Source organism: Pseudomonas sp. XS1P51, from assembly GCF_054897845.1.
In genome coordinates, this window is sequence record NZ_CM142707.1 from 5,171,215 (window position 1) to 5,187,297 (window position 16,083).

General features: G+C 59.9%; 12 protein-coding genes and 1 pseudogene. 10 read left to right on the forward strand and 3 right to left on the reverse strand.

What is annotated here, in order from left to right:
* Positions 1–45: 45 nt before the first annotated feature.
* The 9 genes from ACYZUD_RS24015 to ACYZUD_RS24055 all read left to right on the forward strand — a co-directional run bounded on the left by ACYZUD_RS24015 (position 46) and on the right by ACYZUD_RS24055 (position 12,009).
* Positions 46–471, forward strand: coding sequence for a F0F1 ATP synthase subunit epsilon (locus ACYZUD_RS24015; protein ID WP_010465460.1), 426 nt, complete (start codon positions 46–48; stop codon positions 469–471).
* 117 nt (positions 472–588) lie between these two features.
* Complete coding sequence (gene glmU, locus ACYZUD_RS24020; RefSeq protein WP_462020457.1) at positions 589–1,956, forward strand: bifunctional UDP-N-acetylglucosamine diphosphorylase/glucosamine-1-phosphate N-acetyltransferase GlmU; 1,368 nt, start codon at positions 589–591, stop codon at positions 1,954–1,956.
* Between the two features lie 203 nt (positions 1,957–2,159).
* Positions 2,160–2,936: a DeoR/GlpR family DNA-binding transcription regulator gene (locus tag ACYZUD_RS24025; RefSeq protein WP_462020458.1), complete on the forward strand. Its 777-nt coding sequence runs from the start codon at positions 2,160–2,162 to the stop codon at positions 2,934–2,936.
* A 1-nt stretch (position 2,937) separates the two neighbouring features.
* Positions 2,938–4,770, forward strand: a complete 1,833-nt coding sequence (glmS, locus tag ACYZUD_RS24030; protein WP_462020459.1) for a glutamine--fructose-6-phosphate transaminase (isomerizing) — start codon at positions 2,938–2,940, stop codon at positions 4,768–4,770.
* A gap of 78 nt (positions 4,771–4,848) precedes the next feature.
* Positions 4,849–5,751 carry a LysR family transcriptional regulator gene (locus ACYZUD_RS24035; protein ID WP_462025103.1) on the forward strand — a complete coding sequence of 301 codons (903 nt, stop codon included), beginning with the start codon at positions 4,849–4,851 and terminating at the stop codon, positions 5,749–5,751.
* Positions 5,752–5,880: 129 nt separating this feature from the next.
* A complete protein-coding gene (locus ACYZUD_RS24040; protein ID WP_462020460.1) occupies positions 5,881–6,507 on the forward strand; it encodes a glutathione S-transferase family protein in 627 nt (208 codons plus the stop codon).
* Between the two features lie 63 nt (positions 6,508–6,570).
* On the forward strand, positions 6,571–8,601 hold the full coding sequence (locus ACYZUD_RS24045; RefSeq protein WP_462020461.1) for a pyridoxamine 5'-phosphate oxidase family protein: 2,031 nt from the start codon (positions 6,571–6,573) through the stop codon (positions 8,599–8,601).
* A 110-nt stretch (positions 8,602–8,711) separates the two neighbouring features.
* Positions 8,712–9,905 carry a DUF3142 domain-containing protein gene (locus ACYZUD_RS24050; protein ID WP_462020462.1) on the forward strand — a complete coding sequence of 398 codons (1,194 nt, stop codon included), beginning with the start codon at positions 8,712–8,714 and terminating at the stop codon, positions 9,903–9,905.
* A complete protein-coding gene (locus ACYZUD_RS24055; protein WP_462020463.1) occupies positions 9,892–12,009 on the forward strand; it encodes a hypothetical protein in 2,118 nt (705 codons plus the stop codon). Before ACYZUD_RS24050 ends, ACYZUD_RS24055 begins: the two co-directional genes overlap by 14 nt.
* 3 nt (positions 12,010–12,012) lie before the next feature.
* On the opposite strand, the gene ACYZUD_RS24060 is transcribed toward ACYZUD_RS24055, so the two are convergent.
* Positions 12,013–12,642, reverse strand: coding sequence for a LysE family translocator (locus ACYZUD_RS24060; protein WP_462020464.1), 630 nt, complete (start codon positions 12,640–12,642; stop codon positions 12,013–12,015).
* A gap of 145 nt (positions 12,643–12,787) precedes the next feature.
* Between ACYZUD_RS24060 and ACYZUD_RS24065 the strand changes: the two genes are divergently transcribed.
* Positions 12,788–13,261 carry an Lrp/AsnC family transcriptional regulator gene (locus ACYZUD_RS24065; protein ID WP_462020465.1) on the forward strand — a complete coding sequence of 158 codons (474 nt, stop codon included), beginning with the start codon at positions 12,788–12,790 and terminating at the stop codon, positions 13,259–13,261.
* 68 nt (positions 13,262–13,329) lie between these two features.
* Here ACYZUD_RS24065 and ACYZUD_RS24070 read toward each other — a convergent pair.
* Both ACYZUD_RS24070 and lpdA read right to left on the reverse strand, forming a co-directional pair.
* Positions 13,330–14,291: pseudogene (locus ACYZUD_RS24070) on the reverse strand (IS110 family transposase).
* Between the two features lie 251 nt (positions 14,292–14,542).
* Positions 14,543–15,943 carry a dihydrolipoyl dehydrogenase gene (gene lpdA, locus ACYZUD_RS24075; protein ID WP_462020466.1) on the reverse strand — a complete coding sequence of 467 codons (1,401 nt, stop codon included), beginning with the start codon at positions 15,941–15,943 and terminating at the stop codon, positions 14,543–14,545.
* Between the last annotated feature and the right edge of the window lie 140 nt (positions 15,944–16,083).

Here is a 16,083-nt window from a genome sequence, read left to right on the forward strand (position 1 = left end):
TCCCGGCGCCCGGCAACGGGCGCTAATTTAGGTTGAGGCAATCAGATGGCTATGACAGTCCATTGCGATATCGTCAGCGCGGAAGGGGAAATCTTTTCCGGCCTGGTCGAGATGGTGGTTGCGCACGGTGCACTGGGTGATCTTGGTATCGCCCTGGGTCACGCGCCGCTGATCACCAATCTCAAGCCGGGCCCGATCCGCCTGATCAAGCAGGGCGGGGAAGAGGAGGTGTATTACATCTCCGGTGGTTTCCTCGAGGTTCAGCCGAACATGGTCAAGGTTCTTGCCGACACCGTGCAACGAGCTGCCGACCTGGACGAAGCCTCCGCTCAGGAAGCCGTTAAGGCTGCCGAGAAGGCCTTGCATGAGCGGGGCGCGGAATTCGATTACGGTTCTGCTGCCGCTCGTCTGGCCGAGGCTGCAGCTCAGCTGCGCACCGTCCAGCAGATCCGCAAGAAGTTCGGCCACTAATAGGCCATCACTTGTTGCGCGATTGATTAAAAAGGGTAGCCTCGGCTACCCTTTTTTCTTTTCCGAATTTAATCACCTTGGTCGCAGCCGCTGACCACCCTGGATTGGTAGCCAGTCATGTCTCTTGAAATCGTTATCCTCGCTGCTGGCCAAGGCACTCGCATGCGCTCGGCGTTGCCGAAAGTTCTGCATCCGATTGCCGGCAACTCGATGCTCGGCCATGTTATCCACAGCGCCCGGCAACTTGATCCACAGCGCATCCACGTGGTGATCGGTCATGGCGCCGACGCCGTGCGTGAGCGTCTGGCCGCTGATGATCTGAATTTTGTCCTGCAGGATAAACAGTTGGGTACGGGCCACGCGGTTGCCCAAGCGGTGCCATTCATTGAGTCCGACACGGTGCTGATTCTCTACGGTGACGTACCGTTGATCGAAGTCGAGACCCTTCAGCGGCTGCTGAAGCAGGTTGCGCCGCAGCAATTGGGATTGCTGACTGTCGAGCTGGACGATCCGACGGGCTACGGGCGCATCGTTCGTGATGCCGACGGCAAGGTCACGGCCATCGTTGAGCAGAAAGACGCCAACGAAGCCGAACGTGCAATCACCGAAGGCAATACCGGTATTCTGGCGCTGCCATTCGCGCAGTTGGGCGGCTGGATGAGCCGTCTCTCCAACAACAATGCCCAGGGCGAGTATTACCTGACCGACGTGATCGCCATGGCAGTCAGCGATGGTCTGGTGGTGGCCACTGAGCAACCGCACGACGCCATGGAAGTGCAGGGCGCCAACGACCGCAAGCAACTTTCCGACCTCGAGCGTCACTATCAGTTGCGCGCGGGTCGCCGTTTGATGGCTCAGGGTGTCACGCTGCGCGATCCGGCCCGCTTCGACGTGCGCGGTGAGATCACCGTTGGCCGCGACGTGCTGATCGACATCAACGTGATCCTTGAAGGCAAGGTGATCATCGAAGACGACGTGGTGATCGGTCCGAATTGCGTGATCAAGGACAGCACCCTGCGCAAAGGTGTGGTGATCAAGGCCAACAGCCACATCGAAGGCGCGATTCTGGGTGAAGGCAGCGATGCCGGTCCGTTCGCTCGCTTGCGTCCGGGCACCGTGCTTGAGGCGCGCGCGCATGTGGGTAACTTTGTCGAGCTGAAGAATGCTCACCTGGGTGAGGGAGCCAAGGCCGGTCACCTGACGTATTTGGGCGATGCCGAGATCGGCGCGCGCACCAACATCGGAGCGGGCACCATCACCTGCAACTATGACGGCGCTAACAAGTGGAAAACCGTACTGGGTGAGGACGTGTTCATCGGCTCCAACAACTCGTTGGTGGCGCCTGTGGATATCTCTTCGGGTGCGACGACAGCAGCCGGCTCGACCATTACCCAGAATGTGGATAACGCTCAGTTGGCGGTAGGTCGTGCACGGCAGAAGAACATCGATGGCTGGAAGCGGCCGGAAAAAATCAAGAAGAGCTGAGTTATACACAGAGCTTCAAGATCAAAAGATCGCAGCCTGCGGCAGCTCCTACACGGGATGTGTATTTCGCCCCTGTAGGAGCTGCCGCAGGCTGCGATCTTTTTAGGTTATCCACAGATATTTTTATCGCGCCACGCTTGACGAAGTTTCAGCGATAGGTTTTGATTGCTTCCGTTATCTTTCGAATCGAAACTTACCAAGTTATGTCGAAACGCAATACACCTCAACGTCGTCACAATATCCTCGCCTTGCTCAATGAGCAGGGCGAAGTCAGTGTGGATGAGCTGGCCAGGCGCTTCGAAACTTCGGAAGTTACGATCCGCAAGGATCTGGCAGCACTCGAAACCAATGGCCTGTTGCTACGCCGTTATGGCGGCGCGATCACCATGCCTCAGGAACTGGTGGCCGATATCGGTCAGCCGGTCTCCAAATACAAACAGGCCATTGCTCGCGCTGCCGTAGCGCGGATTCGCGAGCATGCGCGGATTATCATCGACAGCGGCAGTACAACCGCGGCGATGATTCCGGAACTCGGTCAACAACCAGGTCTGGTGGTGATGACCAATTCCCTGCATGTCGCCAACGCCTTGAGCGAGCTTGAGCATGAGCCGGTGCTGTTGATGACCGGCGGCACCTGGGACCCGCATTCCGAGTCCTTTCAGGGGCAGGTTGCCGAGCAGGTACTACGCTCTTACGACTTCGACCAGTTGTTCATCGGTGCCGACGGCATCGACCTGGTGCGCGGTACAACCACCTTCAATGAATTGCTGGGACTGAGCCGGGTCATGGCCGAAGTCGCCCGCGAAGTCGTCGTGATGGTGGAGGCCGACAAGATCGGCCGCAAGATTCCTAATCTGGAACTGCCATGGAGCAGCGTCCATACCCTTATCACCGATGATCGCCTGCCGCTTGAGGCACGGGATCAGATTCAGGCCCGCGGCATTGCTTTGATTTGCGCGTCTGTCAGTCAGGAGAAATAGCATGTGTGGAATTGTCGGCGCAGTCGCAGAACGTAACATCACCGCCATCCTGCTCGAAGGCCTCAAGCGCCTGGAATACCGTGGCTATGACAGCGCCGGTGTGGCGGTCTATACCAACGATGAAAAACTCGAGCGTCTGCGTCGCCCGGGTAAGGTCAGTGAGTTGGAACTGGCGCTCGAAACCGAGCCTCTGGTCGGTCGCCTCGGCATTGCCCACACCCGCTGGGCCACTCACGGCGCGCCGTGCGAACGCAACGCTCACCCGCATTTCTCCGGCGACCTGGCCGTGGTGCACAACGGCATCATCGAGAACCACGAAGCCCTGCGCGAACAGCTCAAAGCCCTGGGTTACGTGTTCACCTCGGACACCGATACCGAAGTCATCGCCCACCTGCTGAACCACAAACTCAAGGATCTGCGCGATCTGACCGCGGCGCTCAAGGCCACCGTTAAAGAGCTGCACGGTGCTTACGGTCTGGCGGTCATCAGCGCCGATCAGCCGGATCGCCTAGTCGCCGCCCGCAGTGGCAGCCCGCTGGTCATCGGCCTGGGCCTGGGGGAAAACTTCCTCGCGTCCGACCAGTTGGCCCTGCGTCAGGTCACCGACCGCTTCATGTACCTGGAAGAAGGCGATATCGCTGAAATTCGCCGTGACAGCGTGCAGATCTGGGACGTTAACGGCAATGCTGTCGAGCGTGAAGCGGTGCAGTATCGCGATGGTGCCGAAGCTGCCGACAAGGGTGAATTCCGCCACTTCATGCTCAAGGAAATCCACGAGCAACCGGCCGTGGTGCAGCGCACCCTCGAAGGTCGCTTGAGCCAGAACCAGGTGCTGGTGCAGGCATTCGGGCCACAGGCTGCCGAGCTGTTCGCCAAAGTGCGTAACGTGCAGATCGTCGCGTGCGGCACCAGCTACCATGCCGGCATGGTCGCCCGTTACTGGCTTGAAGAGTTGGCCGGCATCCCCTGCCAGGTCGAAGTCGCCAGCGAATTCCGCTACCGCAAGGTCGTGGTGCAGGCCGATACCCTGTTCGTGACCATTTCCCAGTCCGGCGAAACTGCCGACACGCTGGCGGCCCTGCGCAACGCCAAGGAACTGGGTTACCTCGCGAGCCTGGCCATCTGCAACGTCGGCATCAGCTCGCTGGTGCGTGAATCCGACCTGACCCTGTTGACCCAGGCGGGTCGCGAAATCGGCGTGGCCTCGACCAAAGCCTTCACTACCCAATTGGTGGGCCTGCTGTTGCTGACGCTGTCCTTGGGCCAGGTTCGCGGCACGTTGGCCAAAGGTGTCGAAGCCACTCTGGTCGAAGAACTGCGTCGCCTGCCGACTCGCCTGGGCGAAGTCCTGGCCATGGACAGCACTGTGGAGAAAATCGCCGAGCTGTTCGCCGAGAAGAACCATACGCTGTTCCTCGGCCGTGGTGCGCAATTCCCGGTGGCGATGGAAGGAGCGCTCAAGCTCAAGGAAATCTCCTACATCCACGCTGAAGCCTATCCGGCCGGTGAGCTGAAACACGGCCCATTGGCGCTTGTGGATAACGACATGCCAGTGGTGACCGTGGCGCCGAACAACGAGCTGCTGGAGAAGTTGAAATCCAACCTCCAGGAAGTCCGCGCCCGTGGCGGCGAGCTGATTGTCTTCGCCGACGAACAGGCTGGCATGACCAATGGTGAAGGCACTCATGTTGTGCACATGCCGCACATCCACGACATCCTGTCGCCGATCCTCTACACCATTCCGCTGCAGCTGCTCTCTTACTACGTCGCCGTGTTGAAAGGCACGGACGTTGACCAGCCGCGTAACCTGGCGAAGTCGGTGACGGTGGAATAAGTTATCCACAGGTGATCGAACCATTAAAAATCGCAGCCTACGGTTGCGATTTTTTTTATCCGGATTGAGGGCATGTCATTGGACCGATTCCAGGAAATGCAGGTCTTCGTCGCCGTCGCCCAGGAACAAGGTTTCTCGGCGGCGGCGAGGCGATTGGGCATGTCGGCGGCCAGTGTCACCCGCGCCGTGGCCGCGCTGGAGAAGCGAATTGGCACGCTGTTGCTGACGCGCACCACTCGCAGTGTGCATTTGAGCGAGGCGGGTCAGCGGTATCTCGAAGATTGTCGGAGGATTCTCGCTGAGGTGCAGGAAGCGGAGGATTCAGCCGCGGGCAGTCATGCCGAACCCCGTGGGCAACTGACGATCACTGCGCCGGTATTGTTTGGCGAGTTGTTCGTCACGCCGGTGATGGTGGGTTATCTGACTCAGTTTCCCGAAGTCTGCATCAATGGGCTGCTGGTCGATCGCGTGGTGAGCATGGTCGAGGAGGGAATTGATGTCGCCGTGCGCATCGGTGAGTTGCCCGACAGCAATCAGCACGCGATTCGCGTCGGTGAAGTACGGCGGGTGATCTGTGGTTCTCCGCAATTCCTGGCGGCACATGGCAGACCTTTACATCCTGAAGATCTGGCCGGGGCGCCGGTTGTTGCGACGTCCGCTATCGGTCAACTGAGAAGCTGGCCCTTCCTCGAAGCCGGGGAGCCGCTAAGTGTTCGACCTGAACCGCGACTGGTGGTGACGGCGAATCAAGCGGCCATTACCGCCGCGTGCCTGGGTCTGGGATTCACCCGAGTCCTGTCTTATCAAGTCGCGAGCAAAGTGGCGACCGGCGAGCTGGAGATCGTATTGGCGGACTTCGAGCTGCCGCCATTGCCGATCCATGTGGTGTATCAGGGTGGGCGCAACGCCCCGGCGCGAATTCGCAGTTTTGTGGACTTTACCGTCAAAGCGCTGCGGGAACACCCGGCCTTGCAGGGCTAACGGTTATTGCACTGGATGAAACAATGGATTGCGTTTGCTGGTTATTCTGTTGTTTTGGTTGCGGGTGGAAGATAGCTCCCATCGGCGCTGATCTCTCCTGAACGGCGCCACCACCCAGCGGAGTCGACCATGCAAGCGATCAAACTCTACAACTTCCCGCGTTCCGGCCACGCTCACCGTGTGGAGCTGATGCTGTCCCTGCTGAAACTGCCGACCGAGCTGATCTTTGTCGATCTGACCAAGGGCGCGCACAAGCAGCCGGAGTTCCTGGCAGTCAACCCGTTCGGGCAGGTTCCGGCCATTGATGATCAAGGCGTGGTGCTGGCCGATTCCAACGCGATCCTGGTTTATCTGGCGCAAAAGTATGGCAATGGCCGCTGGCTGCCAGCCGACCCGGTCGGTGCGGCGAAGGTTCAGCGTTGGTTGTCAGTGGCGGCTGGGCCGATTGCCTTTGGTCCGGGCAGGGCAAGACTGATCACTGTGTTTGGCGCACCTTACAACGCTGAAGAAGTGATTGCTTACTCCCACGTCTGGCTCAAATTGATCGATCAGGAACTGGCTGATACGGCTTATCTGACTGGCAGCGAACCCACCATTGCCGATGTCGCGGCCTACAGCTACATCGCCCATGCCCCCGAAGGTAACGTGTCGCTTGAGGACTACGCCAACGTGCGAGCCTGGCTGGCGCGCATCGAAGCCTTGCCAGGTTTTGTCGGCATGCCGCGCACCGTCGCCGGCCTGCAAAAAACTGTCTGATGCTTGCGGCCCGGCATTGTCGGGCCGTTCACACTGTGCCCATGGCGCAGGGGAGACGCCGTTATGGACCGTTCACCGTGGCACGCTGGCGAGAAACAGTTACAGGCACACGTAGGTGTTGCCGAACGAATGGAGGCGTTTGGTCGTAGGGTGATTCGCACGGAAATGCCGGACCAGCACCGCACGTTCTATCAGCAACAGCCGTTCATGCTGTACGGCGCGGTGGATGTCGATGGCAACCCGTGGGCCAGTATTCTTGAAGGCCCTCCGGGCTTCGCTCACTCGCCCGAGCCCGGCGTGCTGCAATTCAACAGCCTGCCTGGCGCCGATGATCCCGCGCAGTTAACGGATGGCGCAGCAATCGGTCTGTTGGGCATCGAATTGCACACCCGGCGTCGCAACCGCATCAACGGTCGCGTCGGCGCAATGACGGCGAACGGCTTCGGTGTGACGGTGGAACAGTCATTCGGCAACTGCCCGCAATACATTCAGTTGCGGCAGTTTCGCTCGGTGCCGCTGGCGGATCCGTCGACCCGTATCGCGCAGCACTTCGATGGGCTGGATGAAACGGCCAGGGCCATGATCAGTGGCGCCGATACCTTTTTTGTCGCCAGTTATGTGGATGTCGATGGCGAGCGTTCGGTGGACGTGTCTCACCGCGGCGGCCAGGTCGGTTTCGTACAGGTCGACGGTAATCGCCTGACCATTCCGGATTTCGCCGGCAACCTGCACTTCAATACCTTGGGCAACCTGCTGCTCAATCCCCGGGCCGGTTTACTGTTTATCGACTTCAACTCCGGAGACCTGCTGCACCTCAGCGGTCGCACCGAAATCATTCTTGAAGGCCCGCAGATCGAGGCGTTTCAAGGGGCGGAGCGTCTGTGGACATTTGAAGTGGAAAGCGCGGTGCGTCGGCCCGCAGCGCTTGCTCTGCGCTGGCGCTTTGATGGGGTTTCGCCCACCAGTTTGTTGACCGGCACCTGGGAGCAGGCCAACGCCCGTCTGCAAGCCCAGGCCTTGGGTGATCAGTGGCGGCCGCTGCGGGTGGTGCGGATCGAAGCGGAAAGCCACAACATCCGCTCGATTTATCTGGAGCCTGCCGATGACGCCGGGTTGCCGGTGTTTCAGGCCGGGCAGCATTTGCCGCTGCGGTTCAACATCGGGGGTGAGGTGCATATCCGCACTTACAGCCTGTCGAGCGCGCCGTCCGATGATTTTTTCCGCATCAGCGTGAAGCGTGAGGGGTTGGTGTCTTCACATTTGCACGAACAGATTCGGGTTGGTGATGTGTTGGAGGCTCGCGCGCCTCAAGGGCATTTCACCGTGGCGCCCCACGAGCGTCGGCCGTTGGTGTTGTTGGCCGCGGGTGTAGGCATTACGCCGCTGCTGTCGATGCTGCGGGAGGTGGTTTACCAAGGCCTGCGTACTCGGCACATTCGGCCTACATGGTTTTTCCAGAGTTCGCGCACATTGGCCGATCAACCGTTTAGTCCTGAGGTGGATCGTTTGCTGGATGGCGCAGGTGATGCTGTCAGGGTGTTGCGTCTGCTGAGTCAACCGGAAGCCGAGGCCCGAGAGGGTGAAGACTTCGACCTGAGCGGACGGATCGATGCCGCGTTGCTCAAGACCATTCTCGAAGTGGAGGACTACGATCAGCTGGATTTTGTCCTCTGCGGGCCGGGAAGTTTTACCCAAGGTCTGTACGACAGCCTGCGGGAACTGGACATCCGCGACTCAAGGATTCACGCCGAAACCTTCGGCCCATCGACGTTGCGTCGTCAGCCGGACCCCGATGCGGTGGTCATCGAACAACCGCCAGCCGCTACCACGTCGGTGCCGGTGGTGTTCCAGCGCTCAGCCAAAGAGGCCCGCTGGCAGCCGGACGGCGGCAGTTTGCTGGAGTTGGCGGAAAGCCGTGGATTACACCCGGAGTTCAGTTGCCGCGGCGGTTCCTGCGGGACCTGCAAGACTCGCCTGATCAGCGGCCAGGTCAATTATCCACAGCCACCGGCGGAGGTCCCGGACGAAGGACACGTGCTGATTTGTTGTGCGATTCCGGCGCAGGGGACGCAGCCTTTGGTCCTGGATATCTGATGAATCAGTGCCGGTGATCATTGCCCGCAAGCCAATGGCTCAGTAGGGTAGCGAGCAGAGCGAAAAAGGGCCTTGAGAGGCCCTTTCTGCATTTCAGGGATAAGGTTTTGATGGTTTTCTTCACTCGCTTGATCGGCTTGCTGGTGGTGGTGGTGCTCAACGGCTGCGGGCGCCAGGACGTACCGCCGCTCGATCAGCAACTCTACGTCTGGCAACGACAATGGACGCCGGCCCACGACGCCGCGCTCACTGATAGCCGCGCCGATTTTTCGACCCTGCGGGTGTTGGCATTACAGGCATTCCCCCAGGCGGGTTGGAGCCGGGCGCGGATTGACCCGGCACTGCTCAAGCGTGACGGTCGGCCGTTGATTGCGGTGATTCGCCTCGATGGCCAGCTCAAGTCACTGGATCGGGATGAGGTAACCGCGCAAATCCAGCAGGTGCTTAGCGATTGGCAAGGGCTGGGGCTGAATCTCTCTGGCGTGGAAATCGACCACGATGCGGGTAACGCTCGGCTACCGGCCTATCGTGAATTTCTTACGCATCTACGCGCCGTTCTGCCGAGCTCAGTTGCGCTGAGTATCACGGCGTTGCCGGCCTGGCTCGACAGTCCTGAATTGCCGGCGCTGTTATCCACAGTCGACAGCAGCGTGTTGCAAGTGCATGCGGTGAGTGATCCGCGTCGCGGCTTGTTTGACGCGGATCAGGCCGGGAAATGGGCGCAGGCCTGGGGCCGCATTACTTCGAAACCTTTCTATCTGGCGCTGCCCGCCTATGGCGTGGCGTTGTTGCCGCAGGACAGCGGCGCACCGATCGTGGAAAGCGAAGTACCTATCGAGCGGGGTGGCGAGCGTCGGGAATTGCTGGCCGATCCGCAGCAACTGAGCACACTCGGCACCGAGTTGCGCAACGATCCGCCGGCTCATCTGGCGGGACTGATCTGGTTTCGCCTGCCGCTGGCCAATGATCGCCGGGCGTGGAGCCTGACGACCTTGCGCGCTGTAGCGCGCGGCGATGCCCTCGACAGTCGCCTTGTGTTGAAACTCTCTGCGCAGGAAGGCCTTTATGACATCAGCCTCAGCAATCAAGGCAACCTCGACAACGTCTGGCCCGCACGCCTGACGCTCGCGGTTCAGGGCTGTGAAGGCGCGGATGCCCTGGCCGGTTATGCGTTGCAGCAAAGCCCGGATGTGCTTACCTTCACCCGCCTGCGCGATGGTCGGATACCGGCCGGCGGGCAGCGCGCCATCGGTTGGGCGCGCTGCGCAAACATTGATCAAGGAGGTTCGAATGTTCACCCGTAACTGGCCCCGCCATCTGTTCTGCCTGAGCCTCAGCTTACCGCTGGGTTCGGCGCTGGCCTGCGGGCCGGATTTCCCCATGCGTCTGCTCGACAACCGTGGCCAGTCGCTGGCGGAGCTGCCGGAAGGCAACTTCCAGTTCGAGGTCAATCGCCTTGGGCATGCAATCGCGGGTTTGAAAAGCGTCACCGAAGTCGTCTACAGCCTGGACGCGCCCGACTATGCAGAGCAGCGGGACAACGCCGAGCAGGCTGGTTTGACGGCGGAGCAGCAAGCGCTGGTAAAACAGCTGCGCACGTTGACCGATGCGCATCAGGTCGAGACTCAAGGCGCGAGCCTGCCGACCGAGCTCAGGTTCTATCTGGCGGGCGCCGTGGCATTCAACGCGGGTGACCATGGACTGGCCGCCGAATACTTCGAGAAAGTGTTGGCGTTGCCTGTGGATCAACGGCCACTGCGCAGCACCTGGGCCGTGTATTCGCTGGGCCGGGCGTTGTTTGCGATGAGCGCCGAAGCGGACGCAACGCCCGACCGGCTGGCACAGTCGCGAAAAGCCTTCGAGCAGGCCCGTCAACTGAGCATCGACGGCTTCAGCGACCCGCTGGAACTGGGCGTTGCCAGCCTCGGCGAAGAAGCACGAGTGGCGCGCACGGCGGGTGACTGGAACAGCGCCATCGAGCTTTACGCCACGCAAAATCTCCACGGCTCGGCGGTGGGCTACACCTCGCTGAAACTGTTGATGGCCGATCTGGCGGCACTGCCTGAAGATCAACTCGCGGTGCTGCTAAAGGGCAAACCGGTGCAACAACTGGTGGCCGCGTCGTTGCTCAGCCGACTGGGTTGGTCATTCGGTGATCAACCACCGAACGAATTGAAATTGATCAAACTGTTGCAAAACAGCACCCGAGGCAGCCTCGATAACGCTGATCGTCTGGCGGCGGTGAATTATCAACAGGGTGACTACGCCAGCGCCAAGGCCTTCCTCGAACACGCGGGCGAGGGTGGTCTGGCATGGTGGTTGCGGGCCAAACTGGCGATGCGTGATGGCGACAAAACTGCCGCCGCCGCAGCGTACGCCAAGGCTTCCCAGGCCTTCCCGCAGAATGAATCCTGGGGCGAGCGACGGACCCCCGACTGGGATTTCGAAACAGTTCAGCCCAAATGCCGGGTCGAAGGAGAAAGCGCGATCCTGGCCCTGCAACGCGGGGATTACCTGCAAGCGTTTGATCAGCTCTATCGTAGCCAAGACATCTATTGGTTCGATGCGGCCACCGTCGCCGAGCGGGTGCTGACTGTCGATGAGCTCAAGCATTACGTCGACACTCAAGTGCCAGCACCACCGCCGCTGACCCAGCAGGATCGCGATAACTATGTGCCGTTGCCGGTGGCGGCGAAGCTGCGTAATTTGCTTGGGCGGCGGATGTTGCGCGAAGAGCGTTACGACGAAGCGCCGCAGTACTTCGACAGGGTTGAGTTGCAGCATAAGGCCAGGTGGTATGGGCAGTTGCGCCACGACGCCGAATCGAAATGGTGGCCGACCAAACGGGCATTCGCTTATTACTATGCTGCGACGGTGGCCCGTTTCGACGGTCTGGAACTGTTGGGTTACGAGATGTCTCCGGATTACGCCACCTTCGGTGGCAATTACAGTCTGGAAACGCCCGAACTCAAAGTCGGACCGCTGATGGCCTCGGGTGAAGTGGAGCGTCAGCGAGCCACAGTGGCGCAACCTGATGAGCGTTTCCATTACCGTTTTGTCGCCACAGTCCTGGCGAGCAAGGCCGCTGATCATCTGCCCCACAGCAGTCAGGCTTTTGTTGCGGTGCTATGCAAAGCTTCGTCATGGGGGACGAGCCTGCAAGAGCAAAGCGCGTTCTACCGTCGTTATGTCGAGGAAGGCCCGTATGTGAACTGGGCCGGCGACTTCGGTCATCAATGCCAGGAACCGGACTTCCAGAACGCCGACAAGCGCTATGTAACTCAGGTCACCGACGCTGCGCGGGCTCAACTGCGGCCCTACAAGAAACCGTTGCAGTTCGGCGGTGTGATAGCGGTTACGGCAGCGGCGTTGTTGCTGATCAACCGCCGTCGGCGAAAGGCACAGTAAGGCTCATGCCTGTTGAACAAACGTCAGCCGCACCGCAAAGCCGATCAACAGGCTGCCAAACAACCACTGCTGCAGGCGCTGGGCCGAAGGACTGCGTTGCAGCCAGCGGCCCAGCGCAGCACCGGCCAATGCGTACGCGCTGTCGAACAACAGACCCACACCGACCAGCACCACGCCCAGGATCGCAAATTGTGCAAGCACCGGCCCGGCGTGAGGATCGATGAACTGCGGCAACAGCACCGAGCAAAACAGAAGCGCCTTGGGGTTAAGCAGGTTGGTCAGCAAACCGCGCTGGATTGCTGCGCGCCAGTGAGCTTTTTCGCTGGTGGTTTCTGCATCGTTCAAATTCGGCAGCATCGTGGTTCGCAGGCACTGAATGCCGATCCACAACAGGTACGCGGCACCGGCCAGGCGCACCACGTCGAAGGTCCAGGGCGCTGCCTTGAACAGCGCCGCGAGCCCCAATGCCGCCAACGCCACATGACAACCCCGGGCAATACCAAGACCCACCGCTGTGGCCAATGCCGCGCCTTTGCCCTGACGGGCGCCGGTCTGTAACAGCAGGATCATGTCTGGGCCCGGCAACAGATAAACCACCGCCAGCGCCATGAAAAACAGCCAGAGTCCTGCCACGTTGCACCCCATTCGTTGTCGATTCGGTACCGCCAGTCTAGGGCTGAAGGGCAGGGCAGGTGGTTGCGTAGTTCACTTCTAAAACGCCGTGGGTTGGCATAACCTGCTACGAAATTGCACGTTAACCATCAGGATCTACCGAATCATGAAGCTGGACGCCTACGACCGCAAAATTCTCGCGGCCCTGCAACGGGACGGTCGCCTGAGCAACGTGCAACTGGCTGAGGAAATCGGCCTGTCCGCATCGCCCTGTTTGCGTCGGGTACGGATGCTCGAGGAAGCCGGGGTTATTCGCGGTTACCAGGCCAATCTGGATCGCGACGAAGTGGGGCTTGGGCTGACGGTGTTTGTCGGGGTCAAGGTCGAACGCCACAACGATGAACAGGCGGAATCCTTTCGCTTGGCCGTGACGGCGTTGCCCGAGGTGATTTCGGCGTTTCTGGTGTCAGGGGAATCGGATTTTCTGCTGCAAGTGGTGGTGCCGGATCTGCGCGCCTATGACCGCTTTCTCACCGGACGGCTGCTGAAATTGCCAGGCGTGAGCGACATTCGCAGCAACTTCGCGATTCACACGGTGAAGACGCCGGGGGCGTTGCCTTTGGAGCATTTACCGCTTTAGACCGGGTCGACAGCATCGCGAGCAGGCTCGCTCCCACAATGGACGCCGCAGATCACATGTGGGAGATTCTATGTTGTAGGGCAACCCTGCAACTTCAGGCCGGTTGGTATTCACCCTGATTTTTCATCAGGGCAAATGCCACCCGGCAGAGTTTCCGGGCAAGGGCCACCAGTGCCTGGGTTTTTGAGAGGCCTCTTGCCAGGTGCGCCTCATAAAACGGTTTCCATTTAGGTGAGCGACAGGCTGCCATTGCCGCGTTGTACGCCAACCGGCGTACTTCCGGGTCGCCTTTTTTGGTCAGGTGCCGGGGAGAGTTTTTCTTCCCGGAATCATCCACCGTCAGGTCCATCCCCAGATACGCGATGAACGCGTCGCTATTGGCGAAATCACCGCGCATAAAGGTGGTTGCCAACCCGGTTGCGGTTAGTTCGCCAACGCCTTCGATGGCTTTGCAACGGTCGATATTCGCTTCGATACCCGCCTCTTTGCTGACCTTACGCAGCAGTTTCTGAATGGCCTGATCCGCTTGCTTGAATGCCTTCTGCTGAGCGACCTGCACTTTCTTCAACAAGGGTTCATTGGTCCAGCTCAGCATCAGACCGGTGTGGTTCTGGATCAGCGTTGCCCGTCTGTGGAGCAAGCTTTTCAGTGAGGTGTAGGCCTTGGGTGGCGGGTTCCAGATCCGCAGTCCGTCTTGTTCATTCGTTAAATAGCGCGCCAGCAACCGGGCATCGCAGGGATCATTCTTGGCGCGTTGGCCGATGCCGCGGCGATAGTTACTGACCCGATAAGCATCCACGACATAAACCTGATGGCCCATCGCATGAGCCAGATCGACGGTGTCCAGGTGGTAGATGTTGGTGGCTTCAACGGCGATAGCACTTCGGGCAGGCAATGTTTTAAGCCAGCGTTTGAGGGCTGCTCGGTCGTTTTTGATGGCTTCAGTGGTTTGCAGATCGGCGCGATAGACAACTATTTCGGCCTTGGCGATATCGATGCCAACAACCGTCGGCGAAGTAAGGATTGTTATGACGAATCCTCGGAGCTAGGGTTTAAGAGCTTGTCGGGGTCTACCGTTGCGCTGGCTTGCCTCTATCGTCGGTTTTACCGATGAATTCCTTATCGGCGCTTTGGGTAGAAAGGGCGGGAGAGAAGTCTCCCACGGTCCGTACTGGCAAGAGTCGGAATCGAGCCTTTAGTCCCGCCCACCCCTTCAAGTCTAAACATACAAGCGAGCCTGCTCGCGATGGCGATGGATCCGCCGCAGCAAATCCCCGAGCCCTACATCTGCGTCGCCATCCCTTCCACATTCATCGCCGCCTGGCGCAACGCCTCGGAGCGGGTCGGGTGTGGATGGCAGGTCAGGGCAATGTCTTCGGCGGAGGCGCTGAACTCCATGGCCACGCAGTATTCGCCAATCATTTCACTGACGCTCGGGCCCACCAGATGCACGCCGAGAATTTCGTCGGTGCGCTCATCGGCCAGCACTTTGGCGAAGCCTTCGGTTTCGTGGTTGATCTTCGCCCGGCTGTTGGCGGTAAAGGGGAATTTGCCGACTTTATACGCGCGACCTTCAGCCTTGAGCTGCTCTTCGGTCTTGCCGACGCTGGCCAGCTCCGGTTTGGTGTAAATGACGTTGGGAATCAGGTCGTAATTGACCTCGCCAGCCTTGCCGACAATTTGCTCGATGCAGGCCATGGCTTCGTCTTCAGCCTTGTGCGCAAGCATCGGCCCGGAGGTCACGTCGCCAATGACCCAGACACCGGCAGCTTCGGTGCGGTGGCCCTTGTTGGCGAGCATGCCGCGTTTGTCCGTCGCGAGGCCGACGTTGTCCAGCCCCAGACCCTGGGTGTAAGGCCGGCGCCCGATGGCCACCAGCACGTAGTCGGCTTCAAGCAATTCGGCCGTGCCGCCGGCCGCAGGTTCGACGCTGAGCTGAACGCCGGTTGCAGAGGTCGTGGCGCTGGTGACTTTCGAACTTAACTTGAAGCTAATGCCTTGTTTGCTCAACGAGCGTTGCAGCGTTTTACCGGCTTCACCGTCCACACCGGGGCAGATCCGGTCGAGAAACTCGACCACGGTCACCTGAGCGCCCAATCGCCGCCACACCGACCCCAGCTCCAGGCCGATGACGCCGGCGCCAATCACCACCAAGTGCTTGGGCACTTCGGCCAACGACAGCGCGCCGGTTGAGTCGAGGATACGTTTGTTATCGATGTCCACGCCCGGCAGGGGAGTTGGTTCGGAACCGGTGGCGATGACGATGTCCTTGGCGTTCAGTTCGGTCTTGCCGCCTTGGCTATCAGTCACCGTGACTTTGCCCGGCCCGTCGATGTGGCCCCAGCCCTTGATCCAGTCGACCTTGTTTTTGCGAAAGAGAAACTCGATACCCTTGGTCAGCCCGGTAACGCTTTCATCCTTCTGCTTCATCATCTGGGCGAGGTTGAGGGTGGGTTTGACTTCGATCCCCAGGTTGGCGAATTCCGCGCCCATGGCCGCGTCGTAGAGTTCGGAGGCGTGCAGTAATGCCTTCGACGGCATGCAACCGACATTCAGGCAGGTGCCACCGAGGGTGGCGCGCCCTTCTACGCAAGCCGCTTTCAGGCCCAGCTGGCCGGCGCGTATGGCGGCGTTATAACCGCCGGGGCCTCCGCCCAGAATCACGACGTCATAAGTGCTCATGGTTGTACTCCTGGATTGAAAGGGATCGGGCTGGATAAAAGTAGCCTTTGAATAAAATTACGGACGTAATATGTGCGTTCCGACGCATTTCGGTCAAGGCTTCAGCCAAGCGACAGGTCGGGCATCTTTGAATAAGGCAA

Coding starts and splice junctions, on each gene's coding strand:
- ACYZUD_RS24015 (WP_010465460.1), top strand. CDS start 46: ATGGCTATGACAGTCCATTGCGATATCGTCAGCGCGGAAGGGGAAATC.
- glmU (WP_462020457.1), top strand. CDS start 589: ATGTCTCTTGAAATCGTTATCCTCGCTGCTGGCCAAGGCACTCGCATG.
- ACYZUD_RS24025 (WP_462020458.1), top strand. CDS start 2,160: ATGTCGAAACGCAATACACCTCAACGTCGTCACAATATCCTCGCCTTG.
- glmS (WP_462020459.1), top strand. CDS start 2,938: ATGTGTGGAATTGTCGGCGCAGTCGCAGAACGTAACATCACCGCCATC.
- ACYZUD_RS24040 (WP_462020460.1), top strand. CDS start 5,881: ATGCAAGCGATCAAACTCTACAACTTCCCGCGTTCCGGCCACGCTCAC.
- ACYZUD_RS24045 (WP_462020461.1), top strand. CDS start 6,571: ATGGACCGTTCACCGTGGCACGCTGGCGAGAAACAGTTACAGGCACAC.
- ACYZUD_RS24050 (WP_462020462.1), top strand. CDS start 8,712: ATGGTTTTCTTCACTCGCTTGATCGGCTTGCTGGTGGTGGTGGTGCTC.
- ACYZUD_RS24055 (WP_462020463.1), top strand. CDS start 9,892: ATGTTCACCCGTAACTGGCCCCGCCATCTGTTCTGCCTGAGCCTCAGC.
- ACYZUD_RS24065 (WP_462020465.1), top strand. CDS start 12,788: ATGAAGCTGGACGCCTACGACCGCAAAATTCTCGCGGCCCTGCAACGG.
- lpdA (WP_462020466.1), bottom strand. CDS start 15,943: ATGAGCACTTATGACGTCGTGATTCTGGGCGGAGGCCCCGGCGGTTAT.